Origin of the sequence: Sphingopyxis sp. Q841 (assembly GCF_052384365.1) — a bacterium.
Taxonomy (GTDB): Bacteria; Pseudomonadota; Alphaproteobacteria; order Sphingomonadales; family Sphingomonadaceae; genus Sphingopyxis; species Sphingopyxis terrae_A.
The window spans coordinates 235,178-260,938 of the sequence record NZ_JBQSUM010000002.1; the positions used below are offsets into that span (position 1 = coordinate 235,178).

Consider the following 25,761-nt stretch of genomic DNA (forward strand, 5'->3'; position numbering starts at 1 on the left):
TTACACCTGATGGCCATATTTCACAAATATTATTGACAAAGATTTTCACTTTCGGCGGCACTTTCGCCACCATCCACCCATCACCTCTCACAAGGATATGACGATGGGTTATCAGGAAGACATGGCACAGGCTGGCCGCCTCATCCGCGACTATGATGGCACCTGGGACGGCATCAGCGGCGAGAGCGTCGCGCGCATGCGCGCCCAGAACAAGTTCCGCACCGGCCTCGACATCGCCCGCTACACCGCGCGGATCATGCGCGCCGATATGGCCGCCTATGACGCCGATCCCGCCAACTACACCCAGTCGCTCGGCTGCTGGCACGGCTTCATCGCGCAGCAGAAGATGATCTCGGTCAAGAAGCATTTCGGCACCACCAAGGGCCGCTACATCTATCTGTCGGGCTGGATGATTGCGGCGCTGCGCAGCGAATTCGGTCCGCTGCCCGACCAGTCGATGCACGAAAAGACCAGCGTCCCGGCGCTGATCGAGGAAATCTACACCTTCCTGCGTCAGGCCGACGCCCGCGAACTCGGCATGCTGTTCCGCGATCTCGACGCCGCGCGCGCCGAGGGCGACGAACTCAAGGCCAAGCAGGTTCAGGCCGCAATCGACAATTATGAAACGCATGTCGTGCCGATCATTGCCGACATCGACGCGGGCTTCGGCAATGCCGAGGCGACCTACCTGCTCGCCAAGAAGATGATCGAAGCCGGCGCCTGCGCGCTGCAGATCGAAAATCAGGTTTCGGACGAAAAGCAGTGCGGTCACCAGGACGGCAAGGTCACCGTGCCGCACGAAGACTTTATCGCGAAGATCCGCGCCTGCCGCTACGCCTTCATGGAACTCGGCGTCGAGGATGGGATCATCGTGACGCGCACCGACAGCCTCGGCGCGGGCCTGACCAAGCAGATCGCCTTCTCGAAGGAACCCGGCGACCTTGGCGACCGGTATAACAGCTTCCTCGACTGCGAAGAGGTCGAAGGCGCGGGCAACCCCGGCGACGTCCTGATCAACCGCGACGGCAAGCTGATGCGCCCGAAGCGCCTGCCCTCGAACCTTTATCAGTTCCGCCCCGGAACTGGCGAGGATCGCTGCGTTATGGACTGCATCGCCAGCCTTCAGAACGGCGCCGACCTGCTGTGGATCGAAACCGAAAAGCCGCACATCGAACAGATCGCCGGCATGGTCGATCGCATCCGCGAAGTCGTCCCCAATGCGAAACTCGCCTATAATAATTCGCCGAGCTTCAACTGGACGCTCAACTTCCGCCAGCAGGTGTTCGACAGCTGGCAGGCCGAAGGCAAGGACGTCAGCGCCTATGATCGCGCCAAGCTGATGAGCGCCGATTATGACGAGACGGAGCTGTCGATCGAAGCCGACAACCGCATCCGCACCTTCCAGCGCGACGCGGCGAAGCGGGCGGGCATCTTCCACCACCTCATCACGCTGCCGACCTATCACACTGCGGCGCTCAGCACCGACAATCTCGCCAAGGAATATTTCGGCGACGAAGCGATGCTCGGCTACGTCAAGGGCGTCCAGCGCAAGGAAATCCGCCAGGGCATCGCCTGCGTGAAGCATCAGAACATGTCGGGCAGCGACATCGGCGACGACCACAAGGAATATTTCGCCGGCGAAGCGGCTCTGAAGGCCGCGGGCAAGGACAATACGATGAACCAGTTCGCCGCCTGACCCAGTTTGGCGCGGGGGTTTTCGTTGCCCCCCGCGCCTTCCGAGCTTTCCTGGGGAGGAAAGCCTGCCCGCCGGACGTCGATCGATGTCCGGCGGGCATTTTTGTCTGGATACGGTGACTTACCCCATTGGCCTTGTATCCCGCCGATTTGCGTGCATTATGGGGGAAATAGAAAAATCCCTCTCCCCACAAACGGCATCTCCCCATGAACGATACCCGACTGAAACTGATGGAAGCCATCGCGCGCAAGCGAACCGTGACTGCGCGCTACAATGGCAATGTGATGCGCCTCGCGCCGCATCTGATGTTCGAACGCCACGGCGCGCTGTTCGTCAGCGCGCTCAACCTCGACAAGAATTGGCGTTCCGACGACGAGCGCCGGCTCGGCCATTTCAAGCTCGATGGACTGGCGCAGACCGAGCTGGTCGACGAAGGCTTCGACCCGCTCCCGGCCTTTGAGCCCGTGGCGCCGAAGGACGAAGACACGCTCGTCCTGTCGATCTAATCCGGTCCGCTGGCCGCTCCGGCATTTTCTGCTGGAGTTCCCATGCAGGCTGCAGTTCGGGCCGCCTCCACCCTGTCGGGAGGTAAAGACGGCCCGCACGCTTCCTATGTGGATGCCGATGCGTCGCCGTCCTTCGTCTTAACGAGCGACCAGAGCACGCCGCCGGCGATCAACGCGACCGTGACGCCCAGGCTGATCAGCGGCGGGAATTTGGCCCCGCCGAGCAGGAAGTCGGCGACGAAGATCTTCGACCCGATGAAGACGAGCACCAGCGCCAGCGCATATTTCAGATAGTGGAAACGGTGCACCATCGCGGCGAGCGCGAAATAGAGCGCGCGAAGACCGAGGATCGCCATGATGTTCGACGTATAGACGATGAAGGTGTCGGTCGTGATCGCGAAGATCGCCGGCACACTATCGAACGCGAACACGAGGTCGGCCAGATTGATGACCACCAGCGCCAGGAACAACGGCGTCGCGGCGAGCGCGAGCTTGCCGCTCTTCTTGTCGATCGTGCGGACGAAGAATTTTTCGCCGTGCAGGTCGGGCGTGATCGGAATGTGCCGTGACAGCCAGCGGACGACCGGATTGCCCGCAACGTCCATCGGCTTGTCGCTCGCGAACAGCATCTTGACGCCGGTGAAGACCAGAAAGGCGGCGAAGACATAGAGCAGCCATTCATATTCGGTAACCAGCGCCGCGCCGCCCGCGATCATGATCCCGCGCAGCACGATCACCGCGACGATGCCCCACAGCAGCGCGCGATACTGATAGCGCGCGGGGATGGCAAAAGTCGCGAAGATCAGCGAGATAACGAAGATATTGTCGATCGACAGCGCCTTCTCGATGAAGAAGCCCGTATAATATTGCAGGCCGGCCTCGCCGCCCTTCTCCGCCCAGATCCAGGCGCCGAAGGCCAGCGCGATGCCGATATAGAGCGCCGAGAGCTTCAGGCTCTCGCCGATCCCCATCTCCTTGTTCTCCTTGTGCAGGATGCCAAGGTCGAATGCGGTCAGCGCGACGACAAGGACGATGAAGGCGGCCCAGAACCAGACCGGCGTGCCGAGCCAGTCGGAAAACAGAAATTCCATATGCGTCCGTCCCAAAAGAAGGGACGCGCCGCTCGCAAGCGACGCGCCCATATCATGGATTATCGATGGTTAGCGGCCGAAGGCCGGGCGCCGCGCGAGCATGGCAAGGCGATCCTTGACCGCCAGCTTCAGCTTCTTCAGCCGCAACAGGCGAAACGGATCGCCGCCACGCCGTCCGCGCTCGCGACGCACGGCGTCGTCGAGCTTGCGGTGCAGCACGGTCAATCGATAAATGTGGGTATTCATGGACATAAGGCGCCTCCTGATTGAGATTGCTCAAAACAGGTGACGCCGATGCCGGGCCCTTTGGTAGGGGGGAGGATGGGCCGCCAAGGCATCGGTGTCACCCGATGCGGTCCGACATCACGTGGCGGGAAATATCCCGCCGACGCCAGAGGGGCCCGGCCCGCACTTTTCAAATGTAGGATAGCGCCCCGCCGCTTGCAAGTCCTCCCGGGGACATTTGGGAGAACGCCTGCCGGCGACGGGACGCTACGCGTCGATCACTCGACGCGATTGAAATGCGTGGTTTCCAGCTTCTGGCTATTGTCGCTCGACCAGACGATCGTTTCGGTCATCGATTTCAGATCCTTGGCGACGGTATAGACCCGCGTCGATACCCGGGTGCCTGCCTTTCCCAATGTCATGACCAATGTGTCCGGTGCCGGCTGACGCAGGGCGACGGTGTCGATGAACCCCATATTGCCGGTGATCGGCACGGCGACGCCATCGAGCGCGGCGGTCGATTCCGAATATTTGACCGAGCCGTCGGGCGCGACGATTTCGACGCGCGTTGTCCACTTGCCGTCCTGCGCCGGCCGGAAGCTGATCGTCACTCGCCGGGGCCGTTCTTTTTCGGGCAACTGCGATGCGTCCAGCGACCAGCTTCCGACCAGCGGCAAGGAACGCGATGCCGTATCATGGGCGGCGTTCGATGAACCCGGCTGGTCATCGGACGGGGCGGCCGCAAACATCAACCCGGCGGCGGCCAGGGATATTGCAAAGAGCATGGCGATCAATCCTTTCGAACCGCGAACCCCGATGGTTGCGGTGTGCGCCAACGGCTCCACATCGGAGGGCGGTTTCGGAAGATCGATATTTTCGTCACAAGTTTCTTGGAGGTCGAGAAGGCGCGCCAATTCGCGGCTGCTGCCGACCCCCGTCTTGCGGCGGGCGGAGCGCAGGCGCTCATTGATCGAGGTTTCCGAACGCCCCAGGCGCGCCGCGATGGTCTTGACGGTATGCCCGGCGACCAACAGGCGCAAAACCTCCACTTCCCGGTCGGTAAGACGCGCAGACAAGCCGGGAAACGGGTCATTCGCAGACATGGATTTTGCTCACCACAGCGCCACCGACAGGTCCATCCCAATTTATTTGGGAAATGGCGCTAGGGCCAGGCCGATCATGCCTGCGACCGAGCCGCCCGAATCAGGTCAGCGCGTCGGCCCCAATCCGCCGATCACCCCTTCGGCATCAGCTTCATCGCCATCGACGTCAGCGCCTCGGTCGCGGTCGAGATGACCGCGGGCGCGTCGGGCGCCCAGAAGGGCGAGTGAAGGCTGGGCAGGGTCCGCCCTTCCTTCTTCGCCGCATCGAGTTCGGCCTGCGGCACGCCGCCGACCCAGATGATCAGGCTCTTGATGTCCTTGTCATCGCGTGAGAAGCGGCCGAAATCCTCGCCGCCCATGACCGGCGGCATCTTGATGACGCGCTTGTCGCCAAAGCGCGTCGTCAGGAACGCCGCCATATCCTCGGTAAAATCGGGGGTGTTGAAGGTCGAGGGCGTGAATTCGTCCTTTTCGACGCTGACCACCGGCAATTTGTCGTCGGGGAGGCCTGCGGCGATCGCTTCGCCCTTGGCCACGCGCGCAATGCCGTCGAGCAGATGGTTGCGCACCTCGTCGGTATAGCTGCGAACCGTCAACTGCAGTCGCGCCTCGTCGGGGATGATATTATGCTTCGCGCCGGCATGGAAACTGCCGACGGTGACGACGGCGCTGTCGAGCGGGCTGATTTCACGCGACACGAGCGTTTGCAGCGCGGTGACGATCCGGCTCGCCAGCACGATCGGATCCTTGGTTGCCTGCGGATAGGCGCCATGACCGCCGACGCCCTTTACCAATATGTCGACGCTATCGACATTGGCGAGCGCATAGCCCGGCGTGTAGCCGATCGCTCCGGCCGGAAACTGCGCTGCGTCGTGGAAGGCGAGCGCATATTCCGGCTTCGGAAAGCGGGTATAGAGCCCATCCTCGAGCATCATCCGCGCGCCCGCGCCGCGCTCCTCGGCGGGTTGGCCGATCATCACCAGCGTTCCCGACCATTTATCCTTGTTCGCCGCCATCAGCCGCGCGGTGCCGATCCACGACGTCATGTGCGTATCGTGGCCGCACGCATGCATCACGCCGGTTTCGACGCCTTCCTTGGTGGTCACGCGAACCTTTGACGCACCGGGCAGGCCCGTCTGTTCGGTCACCGGCAATCCGTCCATGTCCGCGCGCACCAGCACCACCGGACCGGGGCCGTTCTTCATCACGGCGACGACGCCGGTTCCGCCAACCTTTTCGGTGACATCGAAGCCGAGCTTGCGCGCTTCGGTGGCGAGAATACCGGCCGAGCGCACCTCCATGAAGCTGAGTTCGGGGTTGGCGTGCAGATCCTTGTAGATCGCCATCAACGAGGGCATCTGCTGCTGCACCTGATCGCCCAGCGATTGCGCCGCCGCCGGCATCGTCAGCGCCAGTGCCGCAACGCCCGTCCACAAAATCCGCATAAATCCCCCTTTGTCCGTCAATCTCGTCCGTCAAATTTTTCCGTCAGTTTGCGGGAACCAGCTCGATCACGTCGAGCAAGGATTCATAGGCCGGCGCCGGCAGCACCAGCCGCCAGCGATTGTCGCCAATCCGTTCGAGCAGCCCCGCCATATCGCGCATGCGGTCGGTACCATAATCGATGGCCAGCCGTTCGTCGCCAAGCTGCAACGTGCCCAGAAAGACCTGCCGGTTCAGGCTGTCGGGAAAGATCAGGCCCACGGGACGCTGCGATCCGGTCAGCTTGACGAAGCTCGCGATGCCCTGCTCGTCGGCGATGCGGCACCGGAACCGGTCATAAGCGATATAGGCGAGCGTGCTGCGCCCCTGCGTACCGAGCTTGATCGTCCGGCACCGGTAATCGCCGGCGGGAATGTGCGGATTGGGCAGCGCCGCCATCGGCTCGAGCAAAACGCCCTCGCGCTCGATTTCGGCGCCGTAGCCTTTCGCGCGCGCATCGGTCAGCGCCGCCTGCCAGCTCTTGTACCAGCTGCGTATGCGTTCCTTGTCCTGATCGGTCGCCGTCGCGCGCCACGTTCCTGCGGACGCAAGGGCGTCGGCCGCCGAAGGCGGCACGGCGGGCACGGTCTGGCAGGCGCCAAGGGTCAACCCCAGCGCCAGGGTAGAAACAAGCGTAGTGCGACCCCGCATTCTCCGTCTCTCCTGATCGGCTTTGGTTAACCCTTAGGAGGCGACGGACGAATGCTCAAGGGCGGGACGCGCGCAAGCGCCCTCAGGCGGCGGTCCAGCCGCCATCGACGCTCAGATTGGCGCCAGTGATGTTCGCGGCCTCGTCGCGGGTCAGGAAGGCGGCGATCGCGGCCACTTGCTCGACCGTCACGAACTGCTTGGTCGGCTGACCAGCGAGCAGCACGTCGTTGATGACCTGCTCGCGCGTCATATGCCGCGCCTTCATCGTATCGGGGATCTGGTTTTCGACGAGCGGCGTCCAGACATAGCCGGGGCTGATGCAATTGACCGTGATGCCCGCATCGGCAACTTCCAGTGCAACCGTCTTGGTCAGGCCAGCCAGACCATGTTTCGCGGTGACATAGGCCGATTTGAACGGCGAGGCGACGAGCGAGTGCGCCGATGCGGTCCCGATGATCCGCCCCCATCCCTTCTTGCGCATCCCCGGAACCGCATGGCGGATCGTGTGGAAAGCCGCGGTCAGGTTGAGCGCGATGATCATGTCCCATTTTTCGACCGGGAAATCCTCGACCGGCGCGACATATTGCATGCCCGCATTGTTCACGAGGATGTCGACGCCGCCCATGTCCTTGTCGGCGCGCTTGAACATCGCCTCGATCTCGTCGGGCTTGGTCAGGTCGGCACCATCATAGGCGGCCTTGCCGCTGTTCAGCACCTGCAGCGCCGCGCGTTCGGCTTCGATCGCCGCCGCTTCGCCGAAGCCGTTGATGATGATGTTCGCGCCCTCGGCGGCGAGCGCCTTGGCAATGCCGAGGCCGATGCCCGACGTCGATCCAGTGACGAGAGCCGTCTTGCCTTGCAGTCGCATAAATAATCCTTTCTTCGGGGGGAGATAATGATGGCGGTCAGCCGGCCTTGGGCCGCAGCAGGTCGGCCTGCACCGCGAAACTGTCCGATCGCCCTTCGGCGATGCTTTCGGCAAGAAGATGCCCGTCCTTCATCGCCGCTTCGACCGCGGCGCGGCCGAGCGCCCAATTGGCCTCCATCGTCGAGCGCGAGAATTCGAAATCGCGCGCACCGGTTTGCCAGGCGGGCGGTTGATGAATGAGCTGCACGACGTTCAGCGCCTTGCAATCGACCATCTTCTGGACCGCCTTGACCTCGGGCAGATCGCGCGCCTCGGGCGGCAGCTTCGCCAGCATCCGATCGATCAACGCATGCTCCTTGCGCCGCCGTACCAGACCGTCGGAAATGCGCCGCGTACGGCTCGAATAGCGGATATCCTTTTCGCGCGACCAGGCCTCTTCCAGATCGTGCGGACGATCGCCGCGCGCCGGGAAAAGATCGACCTGAAAGACGAGCATATCCTCGTGCGCCGCCTCGACCACATGCTCGAGCGGCGTGTTCGACACCAGCCCGCCATCCCAATACCAATGCCCGTCGATTTCGATCGGCGGCAGTCCCGGCGGCAAGGCGCCCGACGCCATGATATGCCGCGCGTCGATCCGGTCGGTGCGGGTATCGAAATAGCGGAAATTGCCCGTCTCGACCGCGACCGCGCCGACCGAAAGCCGGACATTGCCCGTGTTGAGCCGATCCCAGTCGATCAGCCGGTCGAGCGTCGCGATCAGCGGCGTCGTGTCATAATAGCTGACCGCGGCAGGCGTTTGCCGTTCGGCGAAAAGCGGCGGCGGGATGCGCGGAACGAAAAATCCCGGCACCCCGAAACTCGCGACCTGCGCGGCAGCGCCCAGATGCACCCACTCACGCACCGCATCATTGTCGACCACCGGTAGCGAGGGCAGCGCCGACGACACGCCCTCCCAAAAGGCGCGCATCTTTCCGACCGCCTCGTCGCGCGGATTGCCCGCGATGATGGCGGCGTTGATCGCCCCGATCGAAATGCCCGCGACCCAATCGAGTTCGATCCCCAGATCGATCAGCGCTTCGTAAACGCCCGCCTGAAAGGCGCCAAGCGCACCGCCCCCCTGCAGGACAAGCACCACAAGGTCGGGAAGCGGCAGGGCGGCTCGGGCAGCGCGGCGAGGCATGGACTCGGAAACGATCCTCTTCTGGGTCGGCACCCGCGTCTTTTGTGCGCCGCAACAGCGAACAATGCAAGGGTGCTGTGCAGCGCGAATCCCCTTCCAATTGCGGGGTGCTGCTGCCACAACCGTTTTACGACAAGGCTTTGACGGCGGAGACAGGCATGCGCCTCGACGATTATGATCCCGGCGACGACATTCGCGATCTCGGTCGCGGCGGAGGCGGATTCGGCGGCGGGGGCGGCGGCATGGGCGGATTGCTCGTCGGCCTGCTGCCGATGCTGCTCGGACGCAAGATGGGCTGCGGGACCATCCTGCTGCTCGGCGTGCTCGCCTTCGTCTTTCTCGGTCCCGGCGCCAGCCTGCTCAGCACCGGGGGCGGAAGCGCCGACCCGATGGCACAAAGCCGCGGCGCACCGCAGGGGGTTGCCTGCGACACGGCGGCGGAGAAATTCGCCTGCAACGTCTTCGGCTCGACGCATCAGGTCTGGGGTCAGCTCGTCGACGGCTATCGCAAGCCGACGCTCAATTTCTTCACCGACGAAAACCGGTCGGGCTGCGGCGCGGCGCAGGCGGCGATGGGGCCCTTCTACTGCCCCGCCGATCAGGGCGTCTATCTCGACACCAACTTCTTCAACGAACTGGCCAGCCGTTTCGGCGCCGCCGGCGATGCGGCGCAGGCCTATGTCGTCGCGCACGAGGTCGGTCACCACATCCAGACGCTGACCGGCATTTCGGACAAGGTTCGCCAGATGCAGGCGCGATCGTCGCAGGCCGAGGGCAATGCACTGCAGGTTCGCATGGAGCTGCAGGCCGACTGCTACGCCGGCGTTTGGGCCAATCGCGCGCGGACGAAGGACGGTCAGCCGGTGATGGAACCCGGCGATATGGAAGAAGCGATGCGCGCCGCCAACGCGATCGGCGACGATACGCTGATGCGCTCGGCCGGGCAGCGTCCCGTTCCTGAAAGTTTCACCCACGGCACGAGCGAACAGCGCATGAGCTGGCTGCGCCGCGGCCTGGAAACCGGAGATCCGCGCCAGTGCGACACCTTCAACGCTTCGCGCTGATCGCCGCGCTGGCGGCGGCATCCGCGCCCGCTTCGGCGGCAAGCATCTATGTAAAGGCCGGGCGCCTGATCGACGGGCTGACCGACACCGTTCGCACCGGCCAGTGCATCACCATCGCCGACGAGCATATCGTCGCGGTCGCGCCGTGCGGCAAGGCGCCCGACGGCGCACAGGTCGTCGACTGGTCGGCCTATACCGTGCTGCCCGGGCTGATCGACCTGCACACGCACCTCGCCGATCTGGGGCAGAGCGCCGATCTTGCCGCACCGATGAAGGCCTCGCCCGCCGAAACAGCGCTCGTCGGCGCGCGCAACGCACGCGTGACGCTCGACGCCGGCTTCACCAGCGTGCGCGACGTCGGCACCTATCGCGGGCTGACCGATGTCGCACTCCGCAATGCGATCGACCGCGGCGATATACCGGGGCCGCGCATGTGGGTCGCGGGCGCCTATATCACCATCCCCGGCGGCGGCGGCGAACTCAACGGCGTGGTCCCCAATGACCAGCTCCCGCCCGATATGCGGCTGGGGGTCGCCGCGACGCTCGAAGAGGCGGCGGCCAAGACCGCCTTTCTGCTCGATCATGGCGCCGATTTCATCAAGACGATTGCGACCGGGGCGGTGCTGGCGATCGGCACCGAACCCGGTGCACCCGAACTCACCGAGGATCAGCTTCGCGCCGTCGTGACGGTCGCCCACGCACGCGGCAAACGCGTCACGGCTCACGCGCATGGCGCCGAAGGGATCAAAAATGCGATCCGTGCCGGGGTCGACAGCATCGAGCATGCAAGCCTCGCCGACGAAGAAGCGCTGCAAATGGCGAAGGCGCACGGCACCTGGCTCGCGATGGACATCTACAACGGCGATTACATCAACGACATCGGGACGAAAGAGGGTTGGCCCGAGGAATATTTGCGCAAGAATCGCGAAACCACCGACACGCAGCGCGCGGCGTTCAAGCGGGCCGTCGAGCTGGGGATCAAGATCGGCTTCGCGACCGACGCGGGGGTCTATCCGCACGGGCTCAACGCGCGGCAATTCGCCTATATGGTCCGTTATGGCATGACGCCGATGCAGGCGATCCAGGCCGCGACTGGCCGCGCTTCGGAAGAAATGGGCCGTAGCGATGTCGGCGCGGTGGCACCGGGCCGCTATGGCGACCTGATCGCGGTGAAGGCCGATCCGCTGACCGATATCCGCGTCCTCGAACGGATCGATCATGTGATGAAAGGCGGGACGATCATCCGCTGACGCGGCGCGCGCCGTCGCGGAGCGCCGAGCCCGGTTGTCACGGCGCGGACGCCTCGTTAGGGGCTGCGCAGTGGACAACAGCATCGAAATCGGAATCGACGGCGCGCAGCGGCCCGTTCATGTCAATGTCCAGGAATTGCTGGCGACGCGCCTGTTGGTCCAGGGCAATTCGGGATCGGGCAAATCGCACCTGCTCCGCCGCCTGCTCGAAGAAAGCGCAGGACTCGTCCAACAGATCGTGATCGATCCCGAGGGCGATTTCGTCACCCTCGCCGACCAATATTCGCACATCGTCGTCAACGCAGGCGATTATAGCGAGGCCGAAATCGCGGCGATGGGCGCGCGCATCCGCGAACATCGCGCCTCGGTCGTCCTCAGCCTCGACACGCTGGAGATTGAGGCGCAGATGAGCTGCGTCGCGGTCTTCCTGAACGCCCTGTTCGATGCGCCGCGCGCGCACTGGTTCCCGGCGCTCGTCGTCGTCGACGAAGCCCAGATGTTCGCACCGAGCGCGGCGGGCGAAGTGTCCGACGCGGTTCGGCGCGCCTCGCTGTCGGCGATGACAAATTTGATGTGCCGCGGCCGCAAGCGCGGCCTCGCCGGCGCCATCGCGACGCAGCGGCTCGCAAAGCTCGCCAAGAATGTCGCCGCGGAGGCGAGCAATTTCCTGATGGGGCGCACCTTCCTCGACATCGACATGGCGCGCGCCGCCGACCTGCTCGGCATGGAGCGCCGCCAGGCCGAGCAGATACGCGACCTCGACCGCGGCTGCTTCCTCGGCCTTGGTCCCGCGATCACGCGGCGGCCGGTATCGATCCGCATCGGGTCGACCCGTACCGCCACGCGCGCGGGCACGCACAGCCTGTTGCCGCTGCCAAGCGCCGAACCGGCCGACATGCAGACGATGCTCTTCGCCAATCTCGACGCCCAACCCGCGCCGTCCCCCGCCCCGGCCCCACGCCCGGTCGCGGCGCAGGAGTTGATGGAGCGCTTCGTCGTCCCCGCCGAAGCCGCCACATCGCCCATCGACGACGGCCCGCCGTCGGAGCCGGCACCGGCGATCGATCCCGAACCCGTGGTCATCGCGGCGCTGCGCGACATGCTCGCCGACCCGGCGTGCGGTTTCCATGCCGAATCCTTTCTCTATCAGGATTTTTCGGTGCGCTGCCGGATGCAGAAGCTGCGGCAGGTGCCGCTCGACCTTGCGCAGTTCCGGCGCCGCTTCGCACTCGCCAAGGCGGGGATCTTCGATCCCGCCGAGCCGCAATGGCACGACCTGCTCGACGCGGCGGCGCGCCTGCCCGACGACATGCTCGCGCCCTTCCTGCTGATCGGGCGCGCCGCGATGGAGGGATCGCCCTGCCCCGACGACGATGCGCTCGGCGCGGCTTATGGCACGCGCTCGCCGGGCCGGGTCCGCCGCCTCGTCGAATATATGGAGCGGCAGGGCGCGGTGGTGGTGCGGTCCGATTTCGGCGGACGCCGGTCGATCGGCATCCCGGCGCTGGGGTTGAGCACCGAGGCCGAGTGATCGGCCGCCCGCGCTCTCACGCTTGATGGTTGCGGCGGCGCGGTGCTTCGGCATAAGCGGCGCGAAGCAAAGAGAGGATTGGACCAGCGACGATGCAGCTCAGCCCCTATGACAGCGAGCATTTTCCCGAGATTCGTGAGGGCGTGCGGCGGCTGTGCGCCGAGTTTCCGGGCGAATATTGGCGCGAACTCGACGTAAGGCGCGAATATCCCACCGCATTCGTCAAGGAGCTGACCGACGCGGGCTATCTCTCGGTGCTGATCCCCGAAGAATATGGCGGATCGGGGCTCGGCCTGTCGGCGGCGGCGGCGATCCTCGAGACGATTCAGGCCGAAGGCTGCAACGGCGGCGCCTGCCACGCGCAGATGTACATCATGGGTTCGATCCTGCGCCACGGGTCGGAAGAACAGAAGCAAGCCTATCTGCCCAAAATTGCAACCGGCGAGTTGCGCCTGCAAGCCTTCGGCGTCACCGAGCCGACTAGCGGCACCGACACGACCGCGCTGCGCACCGTCGCGGTGCGCGATGGCGACGATTATGTCGTGAACGGCCAGAAAATCTGGACGAGCCGCGCCGAGCATAGCGACCTGATGCTGCTGCTCGCGCGCACGACGCCGAAAGATCAGGCGGCGAAAAAGACCGACGGCCTTTCGACCTTCATCGTCGACATGAAAAAGGCGCTCGCCGACGGGTCGCTCACCATCCGTCCGATCCGCACGATGATGAATCATGCGACGACCGAGGTCTTCTTCGACAATATGCGCATTCCGGCCGCCAACCTGTTGGGCGAGGAAGGAAAAGGCTTCCGTTACATCCTCTCGGGCATGAACGCCGAACGGACGTTGATCGCCGCCGAATGTGTCGGCGACGCCAAATGGTTCATCCGGAAGTCCGCCGACTATGCGAACGAACGCCATGTTTTCGGCCGCGCGATCGGCCAGAACCAGGGCATCTCCTTCCCGATCGCGCGCGCCTATGCCAATATGCGCGCCGCCGAATTGATGGTTCACGAAGCCGCCCGGCTTTATGAAGCGGGACAGCCCAACGGCGCGGAGGCCAATATGGCAAAGATGCTCGCCGCCGACGCATCGGTCGAAGCCGGCAATGTCTGCATCCAGACCCACGGCGGCTTCGGCTTTGCCGAGGAATATGACGTCGAGCGCAAGTTCCGCGAGACGCGACTCTATCAGGTCGCGCCGATCTCGACCAACCTGATCCTTTCCTTCCTCGCCGAGCATGTCCTCGGCATGCCGCGGTCCTATTGATGGCCGATACCCCGCCCTTCCTTCCGCGCCCGGTGCGCCGGATGGGTCTGGGGGTGGCGGGCGATGCCGACATCGAGCGCATGATCGCGGTCGAAATGCCGGTCTCGATCGAGGTTCAGGGGCTCGCCTATGCCGTGATGATGGCGACGCCCGCCGATCTCGAAGATTTCGGCGTCGGCTTCGCGCTGGCCGAGGGGTTCGTCGATACGGCAGCGCAGATCGACCGGATCGACGCGCAGCCCGTTCCCGGCGGCCATGCGCTGCGGCTCTGGCTTTCCCCCGCTTGCGCTGCGCGCGCGCTCGACCGCGCCCGGACGCGCGTGAGCGAGAGCAGTTGCGGCCTGTGCGGCCTCGAAAATATCGATGCGGTGCTGCGCCCGCTGCCCCCCGTGACCGCGCGCGTCACCGTGCCGCGCGCGGCGATCGCGCGCGCGCTTGCGGCGCTTCCAGAGCGGCAACCGCTCGGGCGTGCGACCGGCGCCGCCCATGCCGCCGCTTTCTGCGACCCCGATGGCGACATTCTGCTCGTTCGTGAAGATGTCGGCCGGCACAATGCGCTCGACAAGCTTGTCGGTGCGCTCGCACGCGGCGCTACCGATCCGGCGGGCGGCTTCATCCTGCTGTCGGCGCGCTGTAGCTACGAACTGGTTGAAAAGACGGTGCGCGCGGGTTGCCCGATGCTCGTCACCATCTCGGCGCCCACCAGCCTGGCCGCCGAGCGCGCCGCGTCGGTAGGGCTGACGCTCGTCTCGCTGGCGCGCGCCGACAATGCCCTCATCATCTGCGACGCGCACGGCATGATCGCATGAGGCTGCTCGGCGCGGTGCTCGCCGGCGGGCAGTCGCGCCGTTTCGGCTCCGACAAGGCGCAGGCGCGCTTGGGCGGCACAACGCTCCTCGATCATGCCGTCGCGGCGCTGAAGCCCCAATGCGACCGGATCGTCATCGTCGGGCGCGAAAACGGGCCCGTCGCCGCGATACTCGACCGGCCGCGGCCCGGCCTCGGCCCGCTCGGCGGCATCGCCGGGGCGCTTGCTTATGCCGCAAACGAAGGCTTCGATGCGGTGCTGACGGTGCCGGTCGACTGCTTGCGGCTGCCCGCGAATATGCGCGATCTGCTCGCCCCGCCGCCGGCTTTTCTCGCCGCGCAGCCGGTTATCGGTCTGTGGCCGGTGCGGGCACTTCTGCTGCTCGACGCGCTCCTCAGCGAAGAGGACGACCGGTCGGTACGCGGCTTCGCCCGCCGCATCGGTGCGCGTGCGGTCGAGAGCGATGTCGATCTGCCGAACATCAACCACCCGTCCGATCTCGATCGTTTCGCTTAGTCGCCGACGACCCGCACCGGGATCGACTTTGCCGCCGGACAGCCGCTGATCGGGTCATAATAGGCGAGCGGCAGCAGCGGGTTGAGTTCGGGATAATAGCCCGCGATGGAACCTGCCGGCATCGGATAGTCGATCGCGGTCAGCCCCTCGACCCGCCGCACAATGCCGTCGGTGCTGATCGTTTCCAGCGTGACCTTCGCGCCTTCGGCCAAGCCGCGCGCCGCCATGTCCTCGGCATTCATGAACACCACCATCCGGTCGTTGTACACGCCGCGATAGCGATCATTATAGCTGTAGATCGTCGTGTTGAACTGATCGTGCGATCGCACCGTCGCCAGCCGCAGCATGCCGGGATCCTCGACCGGCGCATCGACGTGCAGTCCGGGCAGCGGCAGGAAGTTGGCTTTCCCGTTCGGGGTCAGCCACGCGCGCCGCCGCGGCGCGATGTCGAGATGAAAGCCTTTGGGCGCTTTGATGCGCTCGCCGAAATCGGCGTAGACGGCAGGATAGACATCGGCGATCCGGTCGCGGATGCGGGCATAATCGTCGATATAGCTCGCCCAATCGACCTTGCTGTCGGGCAAGGCCGCCATTGCCATGCGGCAGACGATCTCGACCTCCGGCAACAGATGTTCGCTCGCCGGATCGAGCACCCCGCCCGAGGCGGTGACGTTCGACATCGAATCCTCGATCGTGACGAATTGCTCGCCCGCCGCGGTTTCGATGCGTTCGGATCGCGCGATGACCGGCAGGATGAGCGCATCCTTGCCATGCACCAGATGCCCGCGGTTGAGCTTGGTCGCGATGCCGACGGTCAGGTCCAGCTTGCGCATCGCGTCATAGGCGCGGTCGGTATCGGGCACCGCGCGCACGAAATTGCCGCCCAGCCCGATGAAGACCTTCGCGGTGCCCGCCATCATCGCCTCGACCGATTCGACGGTGTGATGGCCGTGTGCGCGCGGCGGCTCGAAGCCGAAGACATCGCGCACGCGATCGAGATAAGCCTCGGTCGGCTTTTCGTCGATGCCGACGGTGCGATCGCCCTGCACGTTCGAATGGCCGCGGATCGGGGAGATGCCGGCGCCGGGCTTGCCGTAATTGCCCTTGAGCAGAAGCAGCGCCGCAACTTGCTGGAGCAGCCGCGATCCAAGTTGATGCTGGGTCAGCCCCATGCCGTAACAGATGATCGTGGCGTTGGAGCGGATATAGACTTCGGCGCATCGGCGAATCTGCTCTTCCGAAATGCCCGACACCGCGACCATCTCGCCCCAGTCCTGCGCCATGATATCGTCGCGCAGTTCCTCGAAGCCTTCGGTATGCTCGGCGATGAAATCATGGTCGAAGATCGTTTCGCCCGCGGCTTCGCGCTCGAACATCGCGCGCATCATGCCCTTGATCAGCGCAAGATCGCCGCCGATCTTCACATGCACGAATTCGCTGGCGATCGGCGTCGAGCCGAAGGTCGCCATCTGCGCGATGTCCTGCGGCTCGGTGAAGCGGATCAGCGCGCGTTCGGGCATCGGATTGACCGCGACAATCGGAACCCCGCGCCGCCGCGCTTCGACGAGGCAGGTCATCATGCGCGGCGCGTTGGTGCCGGGGTTCTGTCCGATCACGAAGATGGCCTCGGCATGGTCGAAATCGTCGAGGATCACCGTCCCTTTGCCCACCCCGATCGCGGGCGGCAGGCCGCGGCTCGTCGGCTCATGGCACATGTTCGAACAATCGGGAAAATTGTTGGTGCCGAACTCGCGCACGAAGATCGAATAAAGGAACGCCGCCTCGTTCGGAGTGCGACCGGAGGTATAGAATTCGGCCTGGTCGGGATCGTCGAGCGCGCGCAGGTGCCGGCCGATCAGCGCAAAGGCGTCGTCCCAGCTCACCGGCACATAATGGTCGGTCGCGGCGTCATAGCGCATCGGCTCGGTGAGCCGCCCCTGCATCTCGAGCCAATAGTCCGACTGCGCCATGAGCTCGGTGACGCTGTACGCCGCGAAGAAGTCGCGCGTGACCCGGAATTTCGTCGCCTCATGCGCGAGCGCCTTGGCCCCATTCTCGCAGAATTCCAGCTTCTTGGTGCAACTCGCATCAGGAAAGGCGCAGCTCGGACATTTGAAACCGCCCGGTTGGTTCATCGACAGCAGCGCGCGCGATCCCTTGGTAACGACGCTTTGTTCGAGCAGCACTTTTGCGGTGGCCGCGGCGGCGCCCCATCCGCCCGCGGGCTGCTTGTAGGGGGTGTAGCGGGGCTTGCCTTCGGCCATGGTCGTATCCCGAGCGATTGGACGCCCACTATGGTCCCGCCATTGCATGAACTCCAGAGCTTATCGCCCTGCGTCGGCGACCCCGCCTGCGCCGAGCGCATCGCGCAATTGCCGCAGCGCATCCCCAAGCGCTTCGATCTCTGCCGCGCTGCGCGACCCCGCGACGATCGACGCCGACAGGCAAAAGCCGGGGCGTGGCTCGGCCAGCCCTGCGGCCACGGTCACGACGCCGCGATGCGCGAAGCCCTCGTCGACGGCAAAGCCCTTCGCCGCCGCCTCGCGCACCTGCGCGGCATAGGTCTCGAAATCGAGCGCGGCCTGCCAGCGCACCGGTGCAAAGCGACGCGCAAGTTCAGGGGCATCGACGCCCTGCGCCGCCGCGAGCGCCCGGCCGGCCGCGCCCCCGCCGAGCGGCTGGCGCTGTTCGTCGGCGAGGCGCAGCCGCATTCCGGCATCGCTTTCGGCATGCGCGAGCAATTGCATCCGCTCGCGCGACACCGCCGCCCACAGGCCGACCGCCGCCTCACTGCGCTGCGCAAAGCGAAGCATCAGGGGGCGGGCGCGTTCGGCAAGCGCCGCGGCGCCGCCATTGTCGCGCAGCAGCGCAGCCGCCTGCCAGGCCGCCGTCAGCCGGTACCGCTTGCCCGGCTCGGCGCGCTCGATCGCGCCTTCACCCGCCAGCGTCTTGAGAAGATTGAGGCAACTGGACGGACTGAGGCCGAGGCTACGCCCGATGTCCGACAGCGTCAGCGGTCCCGCGTCGGCGAGCAGGCGCAGAATCGCGAAAGCCAGAGAAACGGAACGCACGGGACCAGTCATGGCTCTTCTATATTTTCATATATATGAAAGAACAATTCCCAATGTTGAAATGATGCATTGCCCGCCCTATCGCGCTATCGATTGATTCGACGGGAGAGTGACATGAGCGGTTGTCTGGACGGCAAAGTGGTCGCGATTACCGGCGCGGGACGCGGCATCGGGCGCGAACTGGCGCTCCACTGCGCCGCGCAAGGCGCAGCGGTCATCGTCAACGACCCCGGCGTCGCGCAGGCGGGCGATGGCGGCGACGCTGCCCCGGCGGAGACCACCGCGAACGACATTGTCGCCGCGGGCGGCAAGGCTGCCGCCAATTTCGGCAATGTCGCCGATCCCAAGGAAGCCGCCGGCATCATCGAGGATGCGGTCGCAAAGTTCGGCCGCATCGATGCCGTCGTGAACAACGCCGGCATCCTGCGCGACACCATCTGGCACAAGATGAGCTACGAGGATTGGAAGAGCGTCATCGAGGTCAACCTCACCGGCGTCTTCAACGTCTCGAAGGCCGCGACGCCGTACTTCCGCGAGCAGCAGTCGGGCAGCTTTATCCACTTCACCTCGACCAGCGGGCTTATCGGTAACATCGGCCAGGCCAATTATTCCGCCGCCAAGCTCGGCGTCGTCGCGCTGTCGCAATCGATCGCGCTCGACATGGCGCGCGTCGGGGTGCGCTCGAACTGCATCGCGCCCTTCGCGTGGAGCCGCATGACCAGTTCGATCCCGGCGACGACCCCGGCAGAGCAAGAGCGCGTCAAGCGGTTGCAGGAAATGTCGCCCGACAAGATCGCGCCGCTCGTCGCCTATCTCGCGTCCGACCTGTCGAAGGATGTGACCAACCAGATCTTCAGCGTGCGCAAGAACGAGATATTGCTTTTCTCGAAGCCGCGCCCGGTCCGCTCGATGGCGAAGCTCGAAGGCTGGACCGCCGAAGCGATTGCCGACGAGTTGATCCCCGCCTTCCGCCCAGCTTTCGCGCGCGCCGACGAGGTGTCGGCGCATGTTTTCCCTTACGACCCGATCTGAGGACTTCAAGATGAGCAATCCCGGCATGGACGCGGACGTCTTCGAACAGTTCATCGAACAACTCGAACGCTATGTCCGCGATCGCCTTCTCCCCGCCGAGAAGGAGATCATCGAGAGCGACGCGATCCCCGACGATATCCTGTCCGAGATGCGCGACATGGGCCTCTTCGGACTGACGATCCCGGAGGAATTTGGCGGCGCGGGGATGAACGTCAGCCAGTATATCCGCACGATCCACACGATCAGCTATGCGATGCCGGCGTTCCGCTCGATCATCTCGATCAACATCGGCATGTTCGCCTCGGCATTGAAGAATGGCGGGACCGAGGCGCAGAAGGCCGAATGGCTGCCGCGCGTCGCGGCGGGCGAGATCGCCTGCTTCGGCCTCACCGAACCCGGCTCGGGATCGGACTCGGCGGGGCTCCAGACGACCGCGACGCAGACCGACAATGGCTGGGTCTTGAACGGCACCAAACGCTACATCACCAACTCGCCCTTCGCCAAGGTCGGCCTGATCATGGCGCGGACAAGCAAGGAAAATCTGCCGAAGAACGCCCATGTCTCGGCGTTCGTCGTGCCAATGGACGCCCCCGGTGTATCGATCGGCAAGTCGGACAAGAAGATGGGCCAGGCGGGCAGTCACATCGCCGACGTGATCATGGAGGATGTTCGCGTTGGCGGCGAAGCGCTGCTGGGCGGCGAGCTCGGCAAAGGCTTTGCCTATGCGATGATGAGCCTCGACAACGGCCGCATGTCGGTCGGCGCCGCGGCGACCGCCTATGCCCGCCGCGCGCTCGACAGCGCGGTACGCTATGCGACCGAACGCAAGGCGTTCGGCGAACCGATCGCCAATTTCCAGCTGATCCAGCAGATGCTCGCGCAGAGCGAGATCGATATCTATGGCGCCGAATGCATGATGGAGGACGTCACCCGCCGCGCCGACGCGGGCGAGAATGTCCTGCGCAAGGCGGCGGCGTTCAAGGTCTTCGCCAGCGAAATGTGCGGCCGCGTCGTCGATGCGTGCGTGCAGGTTTATGGCGGCGCGGGCTATCTCGCCGAATATGACGCCGAGCGTTTCTTCCGCGATGCGCGCATCTATCGCATCTACGAAGGGACGACGCAGATCCTGCAGCTCCAGATCGCCAAGCATATGCTGCGCGAGTTTGCGGCGGCGAATTGAGGGTGGAGCGCCGCCTCACACCCTATCGTCATCCCGGCGAAGGCCGGGATCTCGCCGTAGCGTTTGAATGCACCGGCGAGATCCCGGCCTTCGCCGGGATGACGGGAGCGGGGGACGACGGAACACGCCATGTATAACCTCCTCTCCGGCCTCTCGGTCATCGAGGCGTCCTCCTTCGTCGCCTCGCCCACGGCCGGGCTCTACTGCGCGCAGTTCGGCGCCGAGGTGATCCGCGTTGACCAGATCGGCGGCGGCCCCGATTTCCGCCGCTGGCCGGTGACCGCAGAGAATAATTCGCTCTATTGGGAAAATCTGAACCGGGCGAAAAAGTCGGTGGCGCTCGATCTGTCCCGGCCAGAGGGACGCGAGTTGCTGCAGCAACTGGTCCGCGCGACCGGCCAGTTCATCACCAACTTTCCGGCGGGCGGCTTCCTGTCGCACGACACGCTCGCCGAAGGCCGCGCCGACCTCATCACCGTCCGCGTCATGGGCTGGGCCGACGGCTCGCCCGCGCTCGATTATACGGTGAACAACAGCGTCGGCTATCCGATGCTAACCGGCGCCGGGCCCGAGCCGGTCAACCATGTCCTGCCCGCCTGGGACCTGCTCACCGGTGCCTATGCCGCCTTTGCGCTGCTCGCCGCGATCCAGCGGCGCAGCGTCAGCGGCGAAGGCGGCGAGGTCCGCATACCCCTGTCGGACGTCGCGATCGGCACCGTCGCCAACCTCGGCGGTGTCGCCGAAGTCCTCTATTCGGGCGAAAGCCGCCCGCGGCTCGGCAACGCGGTTTACGGCCTGTTCGGTCGCGACTTCGTGACCCGCGACGGCCAGCGGACGATGATCGTCGTCGTCACGCCGCGCCAATGGGCGAACCTGATTGCGGCGCTCAATCTCGGCGACGCCATCGCGAGCATCGAGGCGGCGCGCGGCGTCTCGTTCGCCAAGGACGACGGCCTCCGCTTCGACCACCGCGATGCGCTCTACCCCTTGTTCGAGAAAGCCATCGCAAATCGCGACCATGCCGATCTCGCCGCCGCCTTCGATGCGGGCGGGATCGTCTATTCGCTCTACCGCACGATGCTTGATGCGGTTCAGGACCCGGCGCTCGTCGCGAACAACCCGATCTTCGGCGCGGCGCAGAACCCCAGCGGCTTCGCCTACCCCGCCGCGGGCGCCTTCGCGACCATCCCGCAGGCGGAACGCGAACCCCCGCGCCCTGCCCCGCTCAACGGCCAGCACAGTGAAGAAGTGCTGACCTCGCGCCTTTCGCTCTCCTCGGGCGAAATCGCCCGCCTGATTGATGCCGGTATCGTCGGTGTCGCCTAGCCTTCCCTTCTTCTCTCTGTGGGCCCCCGCCTTCGCGGGGGCACGTGGCATTTTGAACGAACACAAACCGGAGACCCCAAATGACCCTTCGCCGCGCCGCCATCGTCGCCCCGATCCGCACCGCCGTCGGCAAGTTCGGCGGCTCGCTGTCCTCCATGACCGCCGGCGCCCTCGGCGCGGTCATTCTGAAGGCGCTCATGGAGCGCACGAAGATCGACCCCGCGCGCGTCGATGACGTCGTCTTTTCGCAGGGCTATGGCAATGGCGAAGCGCCGGCGATCGGCCACTGGTCGTGGCTTGCAGCAGGGCTGCCGCTCGACGTGCCGGGCTACCAGCTCGACCGCCGCTGCGGCTCGGGACTGCAGGCGGTCGTCAACGCCGCAATGATGGTCCAGACCGGCATGTCCGACGTCGTCGTCGCGGGCGGCGTCGAATCGATGTCGAACGTCGAGCATTATTCGACCGATATCCGCAAGGGCGTGCGGGCGGGGAACCTCACGCTCCACGACCGGCTGACCCGCGGGCGGCTGATGTCGCAGCCCGTCGAACGCTTCGGCGTCATCACCGGGATGATCGAGACCGCAGAAAATCTCGCCAAGGATTATGACATCAGCCGCGAGGCCTGCGACGCCTATGCCGTGCGCAGCCACCAGCGCGCCGCCGCCGCCTGGGCGAATGGCCTGTTCGATGACGAACTCGTCCCCGTCTCGGTCCCGCAGAAAAAGGGCGACCCGGTCGTCTTCGCCCACGACGAAGGCTACCGCGCCGACGCGACGATGGAAACATTGAGCAAATTGCGCGCACTCGAAGGCGGCGTCGTCACCGCGGGCAACGCCAGCCAACAGAATGACGCCGCCGCCGCGTGCCTCGTGGTCGCCGAAGACAAGCTCGACGAACTCGGGCTGACCCCCATCGCCTGGTATCACAGCTCGGCTGCGGCGGGCTGCGACCCCAGCCGCATGGGCATCGGCCCCGTCCCGGCCGTCGAACGCCTCTTCGCGCGCAATGGCCTCGGCTGGGGCGACATCGACCTTGTCGAACTCAACGAAGCCTTCGCGCCGCAGGTGCTCGCGGTGCTCAAGGGCTGGGGCTGGTCCGACGACGACAGCCGGAACGAAATCCTCAACGTCAACGGCTCGGGCATCTCGCTCGGCCATCCGATCGGCGCGACCGGCGGCCGCATCCTCGCCAATCTGACGCGCGAACTCGTTCGCAGGAATGGCCGCTACGGCCTTGAAACCATGTGTATCGGCGGCGGCCAAGGCATCGCCGCGATCTTCGAGCGCGCGGCTTGAAGGATATCCGACCAATGAACATTGGAGCGGCCTCTCCGCAAAAAGCCGTTCGTGCTGAGCTTGTCGAAGCACCGTCCTTCCTTCGCCGCGTTGAAGAGAAGAACAGCCCTTCGACAGGCTCAGGGCGAACGGATTTTTGGTGATGCACGCTAATCTGAACGCCGCGCTGCTTGCCGCGCAGGCGTATCGCGGTGCGGCGCAAGCCGCGCTCGCCGAGCGGCTGGCGGCCACCCCAATCGACAGCGAGCAGCGCGCCGCGCATGGCTTCGCGTGGGTCGCAACGACGGTCGCGGCGCTCGAAGCGACGCTCGATTGGCTTGGCGCTGGCAATGACTCGATCCCGCTCAACGCGCAGATCGCCACCCTCGCCTTCGCCGAGAGCATCGGCCAGCTCACCGGCGGCCTGCCGATGGGCCAGAACGAGATTTTCCGCCCCGCCGATCTTGGCCTCAGCGCTGCGGCGCGCGTGCTCGCCGACGCCTGCGCGAACCTGCTCGACGCCGACCATGCCGCCACCCGCGCTAAAGTCGCCACCGCGCTAGCCGAAAATCAATGGCCAAGCGAGACGCTCCACGACGCCGACCTCGACGCGATCCGCGACCAGTATCGCCGCTTCACCGACGCCGCGATCATCCCGCACGCGCATAGCTGGCACCTCGCCAATGAGCTGATCCCCGATGCGACGGTTCAAGCGATGGCTGAGCTAGGCACCTTTGGCGTCTGTATTCCCGAGGAATTTGGCGGCCTCGGCCTCGGCAAGCTCGTCATGTGCATCGTCACCGAGGAACTATCGCGCGGCTGGATCGGTACCGGTTCGCTCGGCACCCGGTCCGAGATCGCGGGCGAGTTGATCGTTCATGGCGGCACCGATGCGCAGAAGGCCGAATGGCTGCCGCGGATCGCGAGCGGCGAAATCCTGCCGACCGCGGTGTTCACCGAACCCGATGTCGGCTCCGACCTCGGCGCGCTGCAAACCCGGGCCCGCCGCGACGGCGACCATTGGGTCATCGACGGCGCCAAAAACTGGATCACCCACGCCGCACGATCGGACCTGATGACCCTGCTCGCGCGCACCCTGCCCGACGCGAAAGGCTATGCCGGCCTGTCGATGCTGCTCGTCCCGAAGCCGCGCGGGAGCGAGGCCGATCCCTTCCCCGCCGCCGGCATGACCGGCAGCGAGATCGAGGTGCTCGGCTATCGCGGGATGCGCGAATATGCATTGCAATTCGACGCCATGACCGCACCCTCCGACGCGCTGCTCGGCGGCGAGGAAGGTCAGGGCTTCAAGCAGCTCATGCGCACCTTCGAGGGCGCGCGCATCCAGACCGCCGCGCGCGCGGTCGGCGTCGCGCGCCGCGCGCTCGAACTCGGGCTCGACTATGCGCGCACCCGCAAGCAGTTCGGCAAGGCGATCCTCCATTTTCCGCGTGTTTCGGACAAGCTGGCGATGAGCCTTGTCGACTTCGTGATGGCGCGCGAACTCAGCTACGCCGCCGCGCGCGCCAAGGATAGCGGCAAACGCTGTGACATCGAAGCCGGTATGGCAAAGCTGCTCAGCGCGCGCGCCGCCTGGGCGAACGCCGACGCCGCGCTGCAAATCCACGGCGGCAACGGCTATGCACTTGAATATGAGATCAGCCGGGTGCTCTGCGATGCCCGCATCCTCAACATCTTCGAGGGCGCGGCCGAGATTCAGGCGCAGGTGATCGCGCGCGGGCTGACCGGAGGACGCAATTGATGAATGATTGGAGCGCCTGGATCGGCCGCGAGGATATCCGCCACGATCATGTCGATGGCGGCGCGGTGAAGCGCTGGCTCGCGACGCTCGACCGCTCCGCGCCCGCCGACGATAGCGTTCCGCAAGCCTATCACTGGTGCCTCTGCCTCCCCGGTGCACCGACGGCGATCCTGGGCGCCGACGGCCACCCCGTGCGCGAGGATAGCGACGACAGCTTCCTGCCCCCCATCCCCCTCCCGCGCCGCATGTGGGCCTCAAGCAAGATCGAATTCCTCAATCCCCTGCGCCCCGGCCAGACGGTAATGCGCAGCTCGCGCGTCGCCGCGATCACCGAAAAGCAGGGCGGCAGCGGCGCGCTCGTCTTTGCCGAGGTCGCGCACGAAACGCATGGCGACGGCGAACTCGCGGTGCGCGAGACGCAGACCATCGTTTTCCGCGAACCCGCGCCCGCCGGCGCCCCACCAGCCCCGCCGCCGCCGGGCGAGGGCCGCTTCGATCCGACGGGCTGGGACGCAAACCGCATGCTCGTTCCGTCGGAGGCGCTGCTGTTCCGCTACTCGGCGCTGACCTTCAACAGCCACCGCATCCACTACGACCTACCTTATGCGACCGAAGAAGAGGGCTATCGCGGCCTCGTCGTCCACGGCCCGCTCACCGCAACGCTGCTCCTCGACCTCGCGGCGCGGCACTTTGGCGACAACGCCCTCACCCGCTTCGATTTCCGCGGCACGTCTCCGGCGATCTGCGGCGAGCAATTGCATCTGGCGCTGCGCGGAGACGGCGACGATATCGTTCTTGGGGCTTTCGCGAGCGACGGGCGGCAGGTGATGGCGGCGAGCGCCACCCGCTAACACCGGCGCGGCGCCCCCCGGCCTCCCGC

Annotated in this window: 23 protein-coding genes; 14 read left to right on the plus strand and 9 right to left on the minus strand. The window is 65.4% G+C overall.

The window, feature by feature from the left end:
* Positions 1-103 precede the first annotated feature (103 nt).
* Both ACT17R_RS11525 and ACT17R_RS11530 read left to right on the plus strand, forming a co-directional pair.
* Positions 104-1,696, plus strand: coding sequence for an isocitrate lyase (locus tag ACT17R_RS11525; RefSeq protein ID WP_062902306.1), 1,593 nt, complete (start codon positions 104-106; stop codon positions 1,694-1,696).
* A 206-nt stretch (positions 1,697-1,902) separates the two neighbouring features.
* A complete protein-coding gene (locus ACT17R_RS11530; protein ID WP_003044268.1) occupies positions 1,903-2,202 on the plus strand; it encodes a hypothetical protein in 300 nt (99 codons plus the stop codon).
* 104 nt (positions 2,203-2,306) lie between these two features.
* On the opposite strand, the gene ACT17R_RS11535 is transcribed toward ACT17R_RS11530, so the two are convergent.
* The 7 genes from ACT17R_RS11535 to ACT17R_RS11565 form a co-directional block, all read right to left on the minus strand.
* Positions 2,307-3,293, minus strand: coding sequence for a TerC family protein (locus tag ACT17R_RS11535; protein ID WP_444809481.1), 987 nt, complete (start codon positions 3,291-3,293; stop codon positions 2,307-2,309).
* Between the two features lie 69 nt (positions 3,294-3,362).
* On the minus strand, positions 3,363-3,539 hold the full coding sequence (locus ACT17R_RS11540) for a DUF465 domain-containing protein (protein ID WP_003044272.1): 177 nt from the start codon (positions 3,537-3,539) through the stop codon (positions 3,363-3,365).
* A 257-nt stretch (positions 3,540-3,796) separates the two neighbouring features.
* A complete protein-coding gene (locus tag ACT17R_RS11545; protein ID WP_444809482.1) occupies positions 3,797-4,594 on the minus strand; it encodes a helix-turn-helix domain-containing protein in 798 nt (265 codons plus the stop codon).
* Between the two features lie 158 nt (positions 4,595-4,752).
* Complete coding sequence (locus ACT17R_RS11550) at positions 4,753-6,066, minus strand: amidohydrolase (protein ID WP_062766867.1); 1,314 nt, start codon at positions 6,064-6,066, stop codon at positions 4,753-4,755.
* Positions 6,067-6,109: 43 nt separating this feature from the next.
* Entirely contained in the window at positions 6,110-6,754 is a 645-nt protein-coding gene (locus ACT17R_RS11555) for a DUF4893 domain-containing protein (protein ID WP_062902304.1), read from the minus strand.
* An 82-nt stretch (positions 6,755-6,836) separates the two neighbouring features.
* The gene (locus ACT17R_RS11560) at positions 6,837-7,622 is read right to left on the minus strand and encodes a 3-hydroxybutyrate dehydrogenase (RefSeq protein WP_062902303.1); all 786 of its coding nucleotides are present in this window, start codon (positions 7,620-7,622) and stop codon (positions 6,837-6,839) included.
* A 37-nt stretch (positions 7,623-7,659) separates the two neighbouring features.
* The gene (locus ACT17R_RS11565) at positions 7,660-8,805 is read right to left on the minus strand and encodes a patatin-like phospholipase family protein (RefSeq protein ID WP_062766861.1); all 1,146 of its coding nucleotides are present in this window, start codon (positions 8,803-8,805) and stop codon (positions 7,660-7,662) included.
* A gap of 158 nt (positions 8,806-8,963) precedes the next feature.
* Here ACT17R_RS11565 and ypfJ point away from each other — a divergent pair, with 158 nt between their 5' ends.
* The 6 genes from ypfJ (at position 8,964) to mobA (ending at position 15,239) form a co-directional block, all read left to right on the plus strand.
* Positions 8,964-9,869, plus strand: coding sequence for a KPN_02809 family neutral zinc metallopeptidase (gene ypfJ / locus ACT17R_RS11570; RefSeq protein ID WP_003044292.1), 906 nt, complete (start codon positions 8,964-8,966; stop codon positions 9,867-9,869).
* On the plus strand, positions 9,842-11,119 hold the full coding sequence (locus tag ACT17R_RS11575; RefSeq protein ID WP_444809483.1) for a Xaa-Pro dipeptidase: 1,278 nt from the start codon (positions 9,842-9,844) through the stop codon (positions 11,117-11,119). Before ypfJ ends, ACT17R_RS11575 begins: the two co-directional genes overlap by 28 nt.
* Positions 11,120-11,189: 70 nt before the next feature.
* The gene (locus ACT17R_RS11580; protein WP_444809484.1) at positions 11,190-12,650 is read left to right on the plus strand and encodes a helicase HerA domain-containing protein; all 1,461 of its coding nucleotides are present in this window, start codon (positions 11,190-11,192) and stop codon (positions 12,648-12,650) included.
* A 92-nt stretch (positions 12,651-12,742) separates the two neighbouring features.
* A complete protein-coding gene (locus ACT17R_RS11585) occupies positions 12,743-13,915 on the plus strand; it encodes an acyl-CoA dehydrogenase family protein (protein WP_444809485.1) in 1,173 nt (390 codons plus the stop codon).
* The gene (gene fdhD, locus ACT17R_RS11590) at positions 13,915-14,724 is read left to right on the plus strand and encodes a formate dehydrogenase accessory sulfurtransferase FdhD (protein ID WP_444809486.1); all 810 of its coding nucleotides are present in this window, start codon (positions 13,915-13,917) and stop codon (positions 14,722-14,724) included. Before ACT17R_RS11585 ends, fdhD begins: the two co-directional genes overlap by 1 nt.
* Positions 14,721-15,239, plus strand: coding sequence for a molybdenum cofactor guanylyltransferase (gene mobA, locus ACT17R_RS11595; RefSeq protein ID WP_444809487.1), 519 nt, complete (start codon positions 14,721-14,723; stop codon positions 15,237-15,239). Before fdhD ends, mobA begins: the two co-directional genes overlap by 4 nt.
* Here mobA and ACT17R_RS11600 read toward each other — a convergent pair.
* On the minus strand, positions 15,236-17,503 hold the full coding sequence (locus tag ACT17R_RS11600) for an FdhF/YdeP family oxidoreductase (protein WP_444809488.1): 2,268 nt from the start codon (positions 17,501-17,503) through the stop codon (positions 15,236-15,238). The two genes, mobA and ACT17R_RS11600, sit on opposite strands and share 4 nt — an antisense overlap.
* 60 nt (positions 17,504-17,563) lie before the next feature.
* The gene (locus ACT17R_RS11605) at positions 17,564-18,310 is read right to left on the minus strand and encodes a helix-turn-helix domain-containing protein (RefSeq protein ID WP_263588531.1); all 747 of its coding nucleotides are present in this window, start codon (positions 18,308-18,310) and stop codon (positions 17,564-17,566) included.
* Between the two features lie 114 nt (positions 18,311-18,424).
* Here ACT17R_RS11605 and ACT17R_RS11610 point away from each other — a divergent pair, with 114 nt between their 5' ends.
* From ACT17R_RS11610 to ACT17R_RS11635, 6 genes are all read left to right on the plus strand, one after another.
* Positions 18,425-19,342 carry an SDR family NAD(P)-dependent oxidoreductase gene (locus tag ACT17R_RS11610; RefSeq protein ID WP_062902294.1) on the plus strand — a complete coding sequence of 306 codons (918 nt, stop codon included), beginning with the start codon at positions 18,425-18,427 and terminating at the stop codon, positions 19,340-19,342.
* Between the two features lie 10 nt (positions 19,343-19,352).
* Positions 19,353-20,522 carry an acyl-CoA dehydrogenase family protein gene (locus ACT17R_RS11615; RefSeq protein ID WP_062902293.1) on the plus strand — a complete coding sequence of 390 codons (1,170 nt, stop codon included), beginning with the start codon at positions 19,353-19,355 and terminating at the stop codon, positions 20,520-20,522.
* Between the two features lie 129 nt (positions 20,523-20,651).
* Positions 20,652-21,848 (plus strand): CoA transferase, encoded by a 1,197-nt coding sequence (locus ACT17R_RS11620; protein ID WP_062902292.1) that lies wholly within the window; start codon positions 20,652-20,654, stop codon positions 21,846-21,848.
* A gap of 80 nt (positions 21,849-21,928) precedes the next feature.
* Complete coding sequence (locus tag ACT17R_RS11625) at positions 21,929-23,143, plus strand: acetyl-CoA C-acetyltransferase (protein ID WP_444809489.1); 1,215 nt, start codon at positions 21,929-21,931, stop codon at positions 23,141-23,143.
* 142 nt (positions 23,144-23,285) lie between these two features.
* Positions 23,286-24,881 carry an acyl-CoA dehydrogenase family protein gene (locus ACT17R_RS11630; RefSeq protein ID WP_263588529.1) on the plus strand — a complete coding sequence of 532 codons (1,596 nt, stop codon included), beginning with the start codon at positions 23,286-23,288 and terminating at the stop codon, positions 24,879-24,881.
* Positions 24,881-25,732: an FAS1-like dehydratase domain-containing protein gene (locus ACT17R_RS11635; protein WP_263588528.1), complete on the plus strand. Its 852-nt coding sequence runs from the start codon at positions 24,881-24,883 to the stop codon at positions 25,730-25,732. The genes ACT17R_RS11630 and ACT17R_RS11635 overlap by 1 nt, the downstream gene beginning before the upstream one ends.
* Positions 25,733-25,761 lie beyond the last annotated feature (29 nt).

Bases quoted from the DNA above. Each gene is read 5' to 3' on its own strand.
- fdhD (WP_444809486.1), top strand. From the start codon at position 13,915: ATGGCCGATACCCCGCCCTTCCTTCCGCGCCCGGTGCGCCGGATGGGT.
- ACT17R_RS11560 (WP_062902303.1), bottom strand. From the start codon at position 7,622: ATGCGACTGCAAGGCAAGACGGCTCTCGTCACTGGATCGACGTCGGGC.
- ypfJ (WP_003044292.1), top strand. From the start codon at position 8,964: ATGCGCCTCGACGATTATGATCCCGGCGACGACATTCGCGATCTCGGT.
- ACT17R_RS11535 (WP_444809481.1), bottom strand. From the start codon at position 3,293: ATGGAATTTCTGTTTTCCGACTGGCTCGGCACGCCGGTCTGGTTCTGG.
- ACT17R_RS11625 (WP_444809489.1), top strand. From the start codon at position 21,929: ATGACCCTTCGCCGCGCCGCCATCGTCGCCCCGATCCGCACCGCCGTC.
- ACT17R_RS11630 (WP_263588529.1), top strand. From the start codon at position 23,286: ATGCACGCTAATCTGAACGCCGCGCTGCTTGCCGCGCAGGCGTATCGC.
- mobA (WP_444809487.1), top strand. From the start codon at position 14,721: ATGAGGCTGCTCGGCGCGGTGCTCGCCGGCGGGCAGTCGCGCCGTTTC.
- ACT17R_RS11600 (WP_444809488.1), bottom strand. From the start codon at position 17,503: ATGGCCGAAGGCAAGCCCCGCTACACCCCCTACAAGCAGCCCGCGGGC.
- ACT17R_RS11565 (WP_062766861.1), bottom strand. From the start codon at position 8,805: ATGCCTCGCCGCGCTGCCCGAGCCGCCCTGCCGCTTCCCGACCTTGTG.
- ACT17R_RS11635 (WP_263588528.1), top strand. From the start codon at position 24,881: ATGAATGATTGGAGCGCCTGGATCGGCCGCGAGGATATCCGCCACGAT.
- ACT17R_RS11550 (WP_062766867.1), bottom strand. From the start codon at position 6,066: ATGCGGATTTTGTGGACGGGCGTTGCGGCACTGGCGCTGACGATGCCG.
- ACT17R_RS11540 (WP_003044272.1), bottom strand. From the start codon at position 3,539: ATGAATACCCACATTTATCGATTGACCGTGCTGCACCGCAAGCTCGAC.
- ACT17R_RS11615 (WP_062902293.1), top strand. From the start codon at position 19,353: ATGAGCAATCCCGGCATGGACGCGGACGTCTTCGAACAGTTCATCGAA.
- ACT17R_RS11585 (WP_444809485.1), top strand. From the start codon at position 12,743: ATGCAGCTCAGCCCCTATGACAGCGAGCATTTTCCCGAGATTCGTGAG.
- ACT17R_RS11620 (WP_062902292.1), top strand. From the start codon at position 20,652: ATGTATAACCTCCTCTCCGGCCTCTCGGTCATCGAGGCGTCCTCCTTC.
- ACT17R_RS11530 (WP_003044268.1), top strand. From the start codon at position 1,903: ATGAACGATACCCGACTGAAACTGATGGAAGCCATCGCGCGCAAGCGA.
- ACT17R_RS11555 (WP_062902304.1), bottom strand. From the start codon at position 6,754: ATGCGGGGTCGCACTACGCTTGTTTCTACCCTGGCGCTGGGGTTGACC.
- ACT17R_RS11525 (WP_062902306.1), top strand. From the start codon at position 104: ATGGGTTATCAGGAAGACATGGCACAGGCTGGCCGCCTCATCCGCGAC.
- ACT17R_RS11610 (WP_062902294.1), top strand. From the start codon at position 18,425: ATGAGCGGTTGTCTGGACGGCAAAGTGGTCGCGATTACCGGCGCGGGA.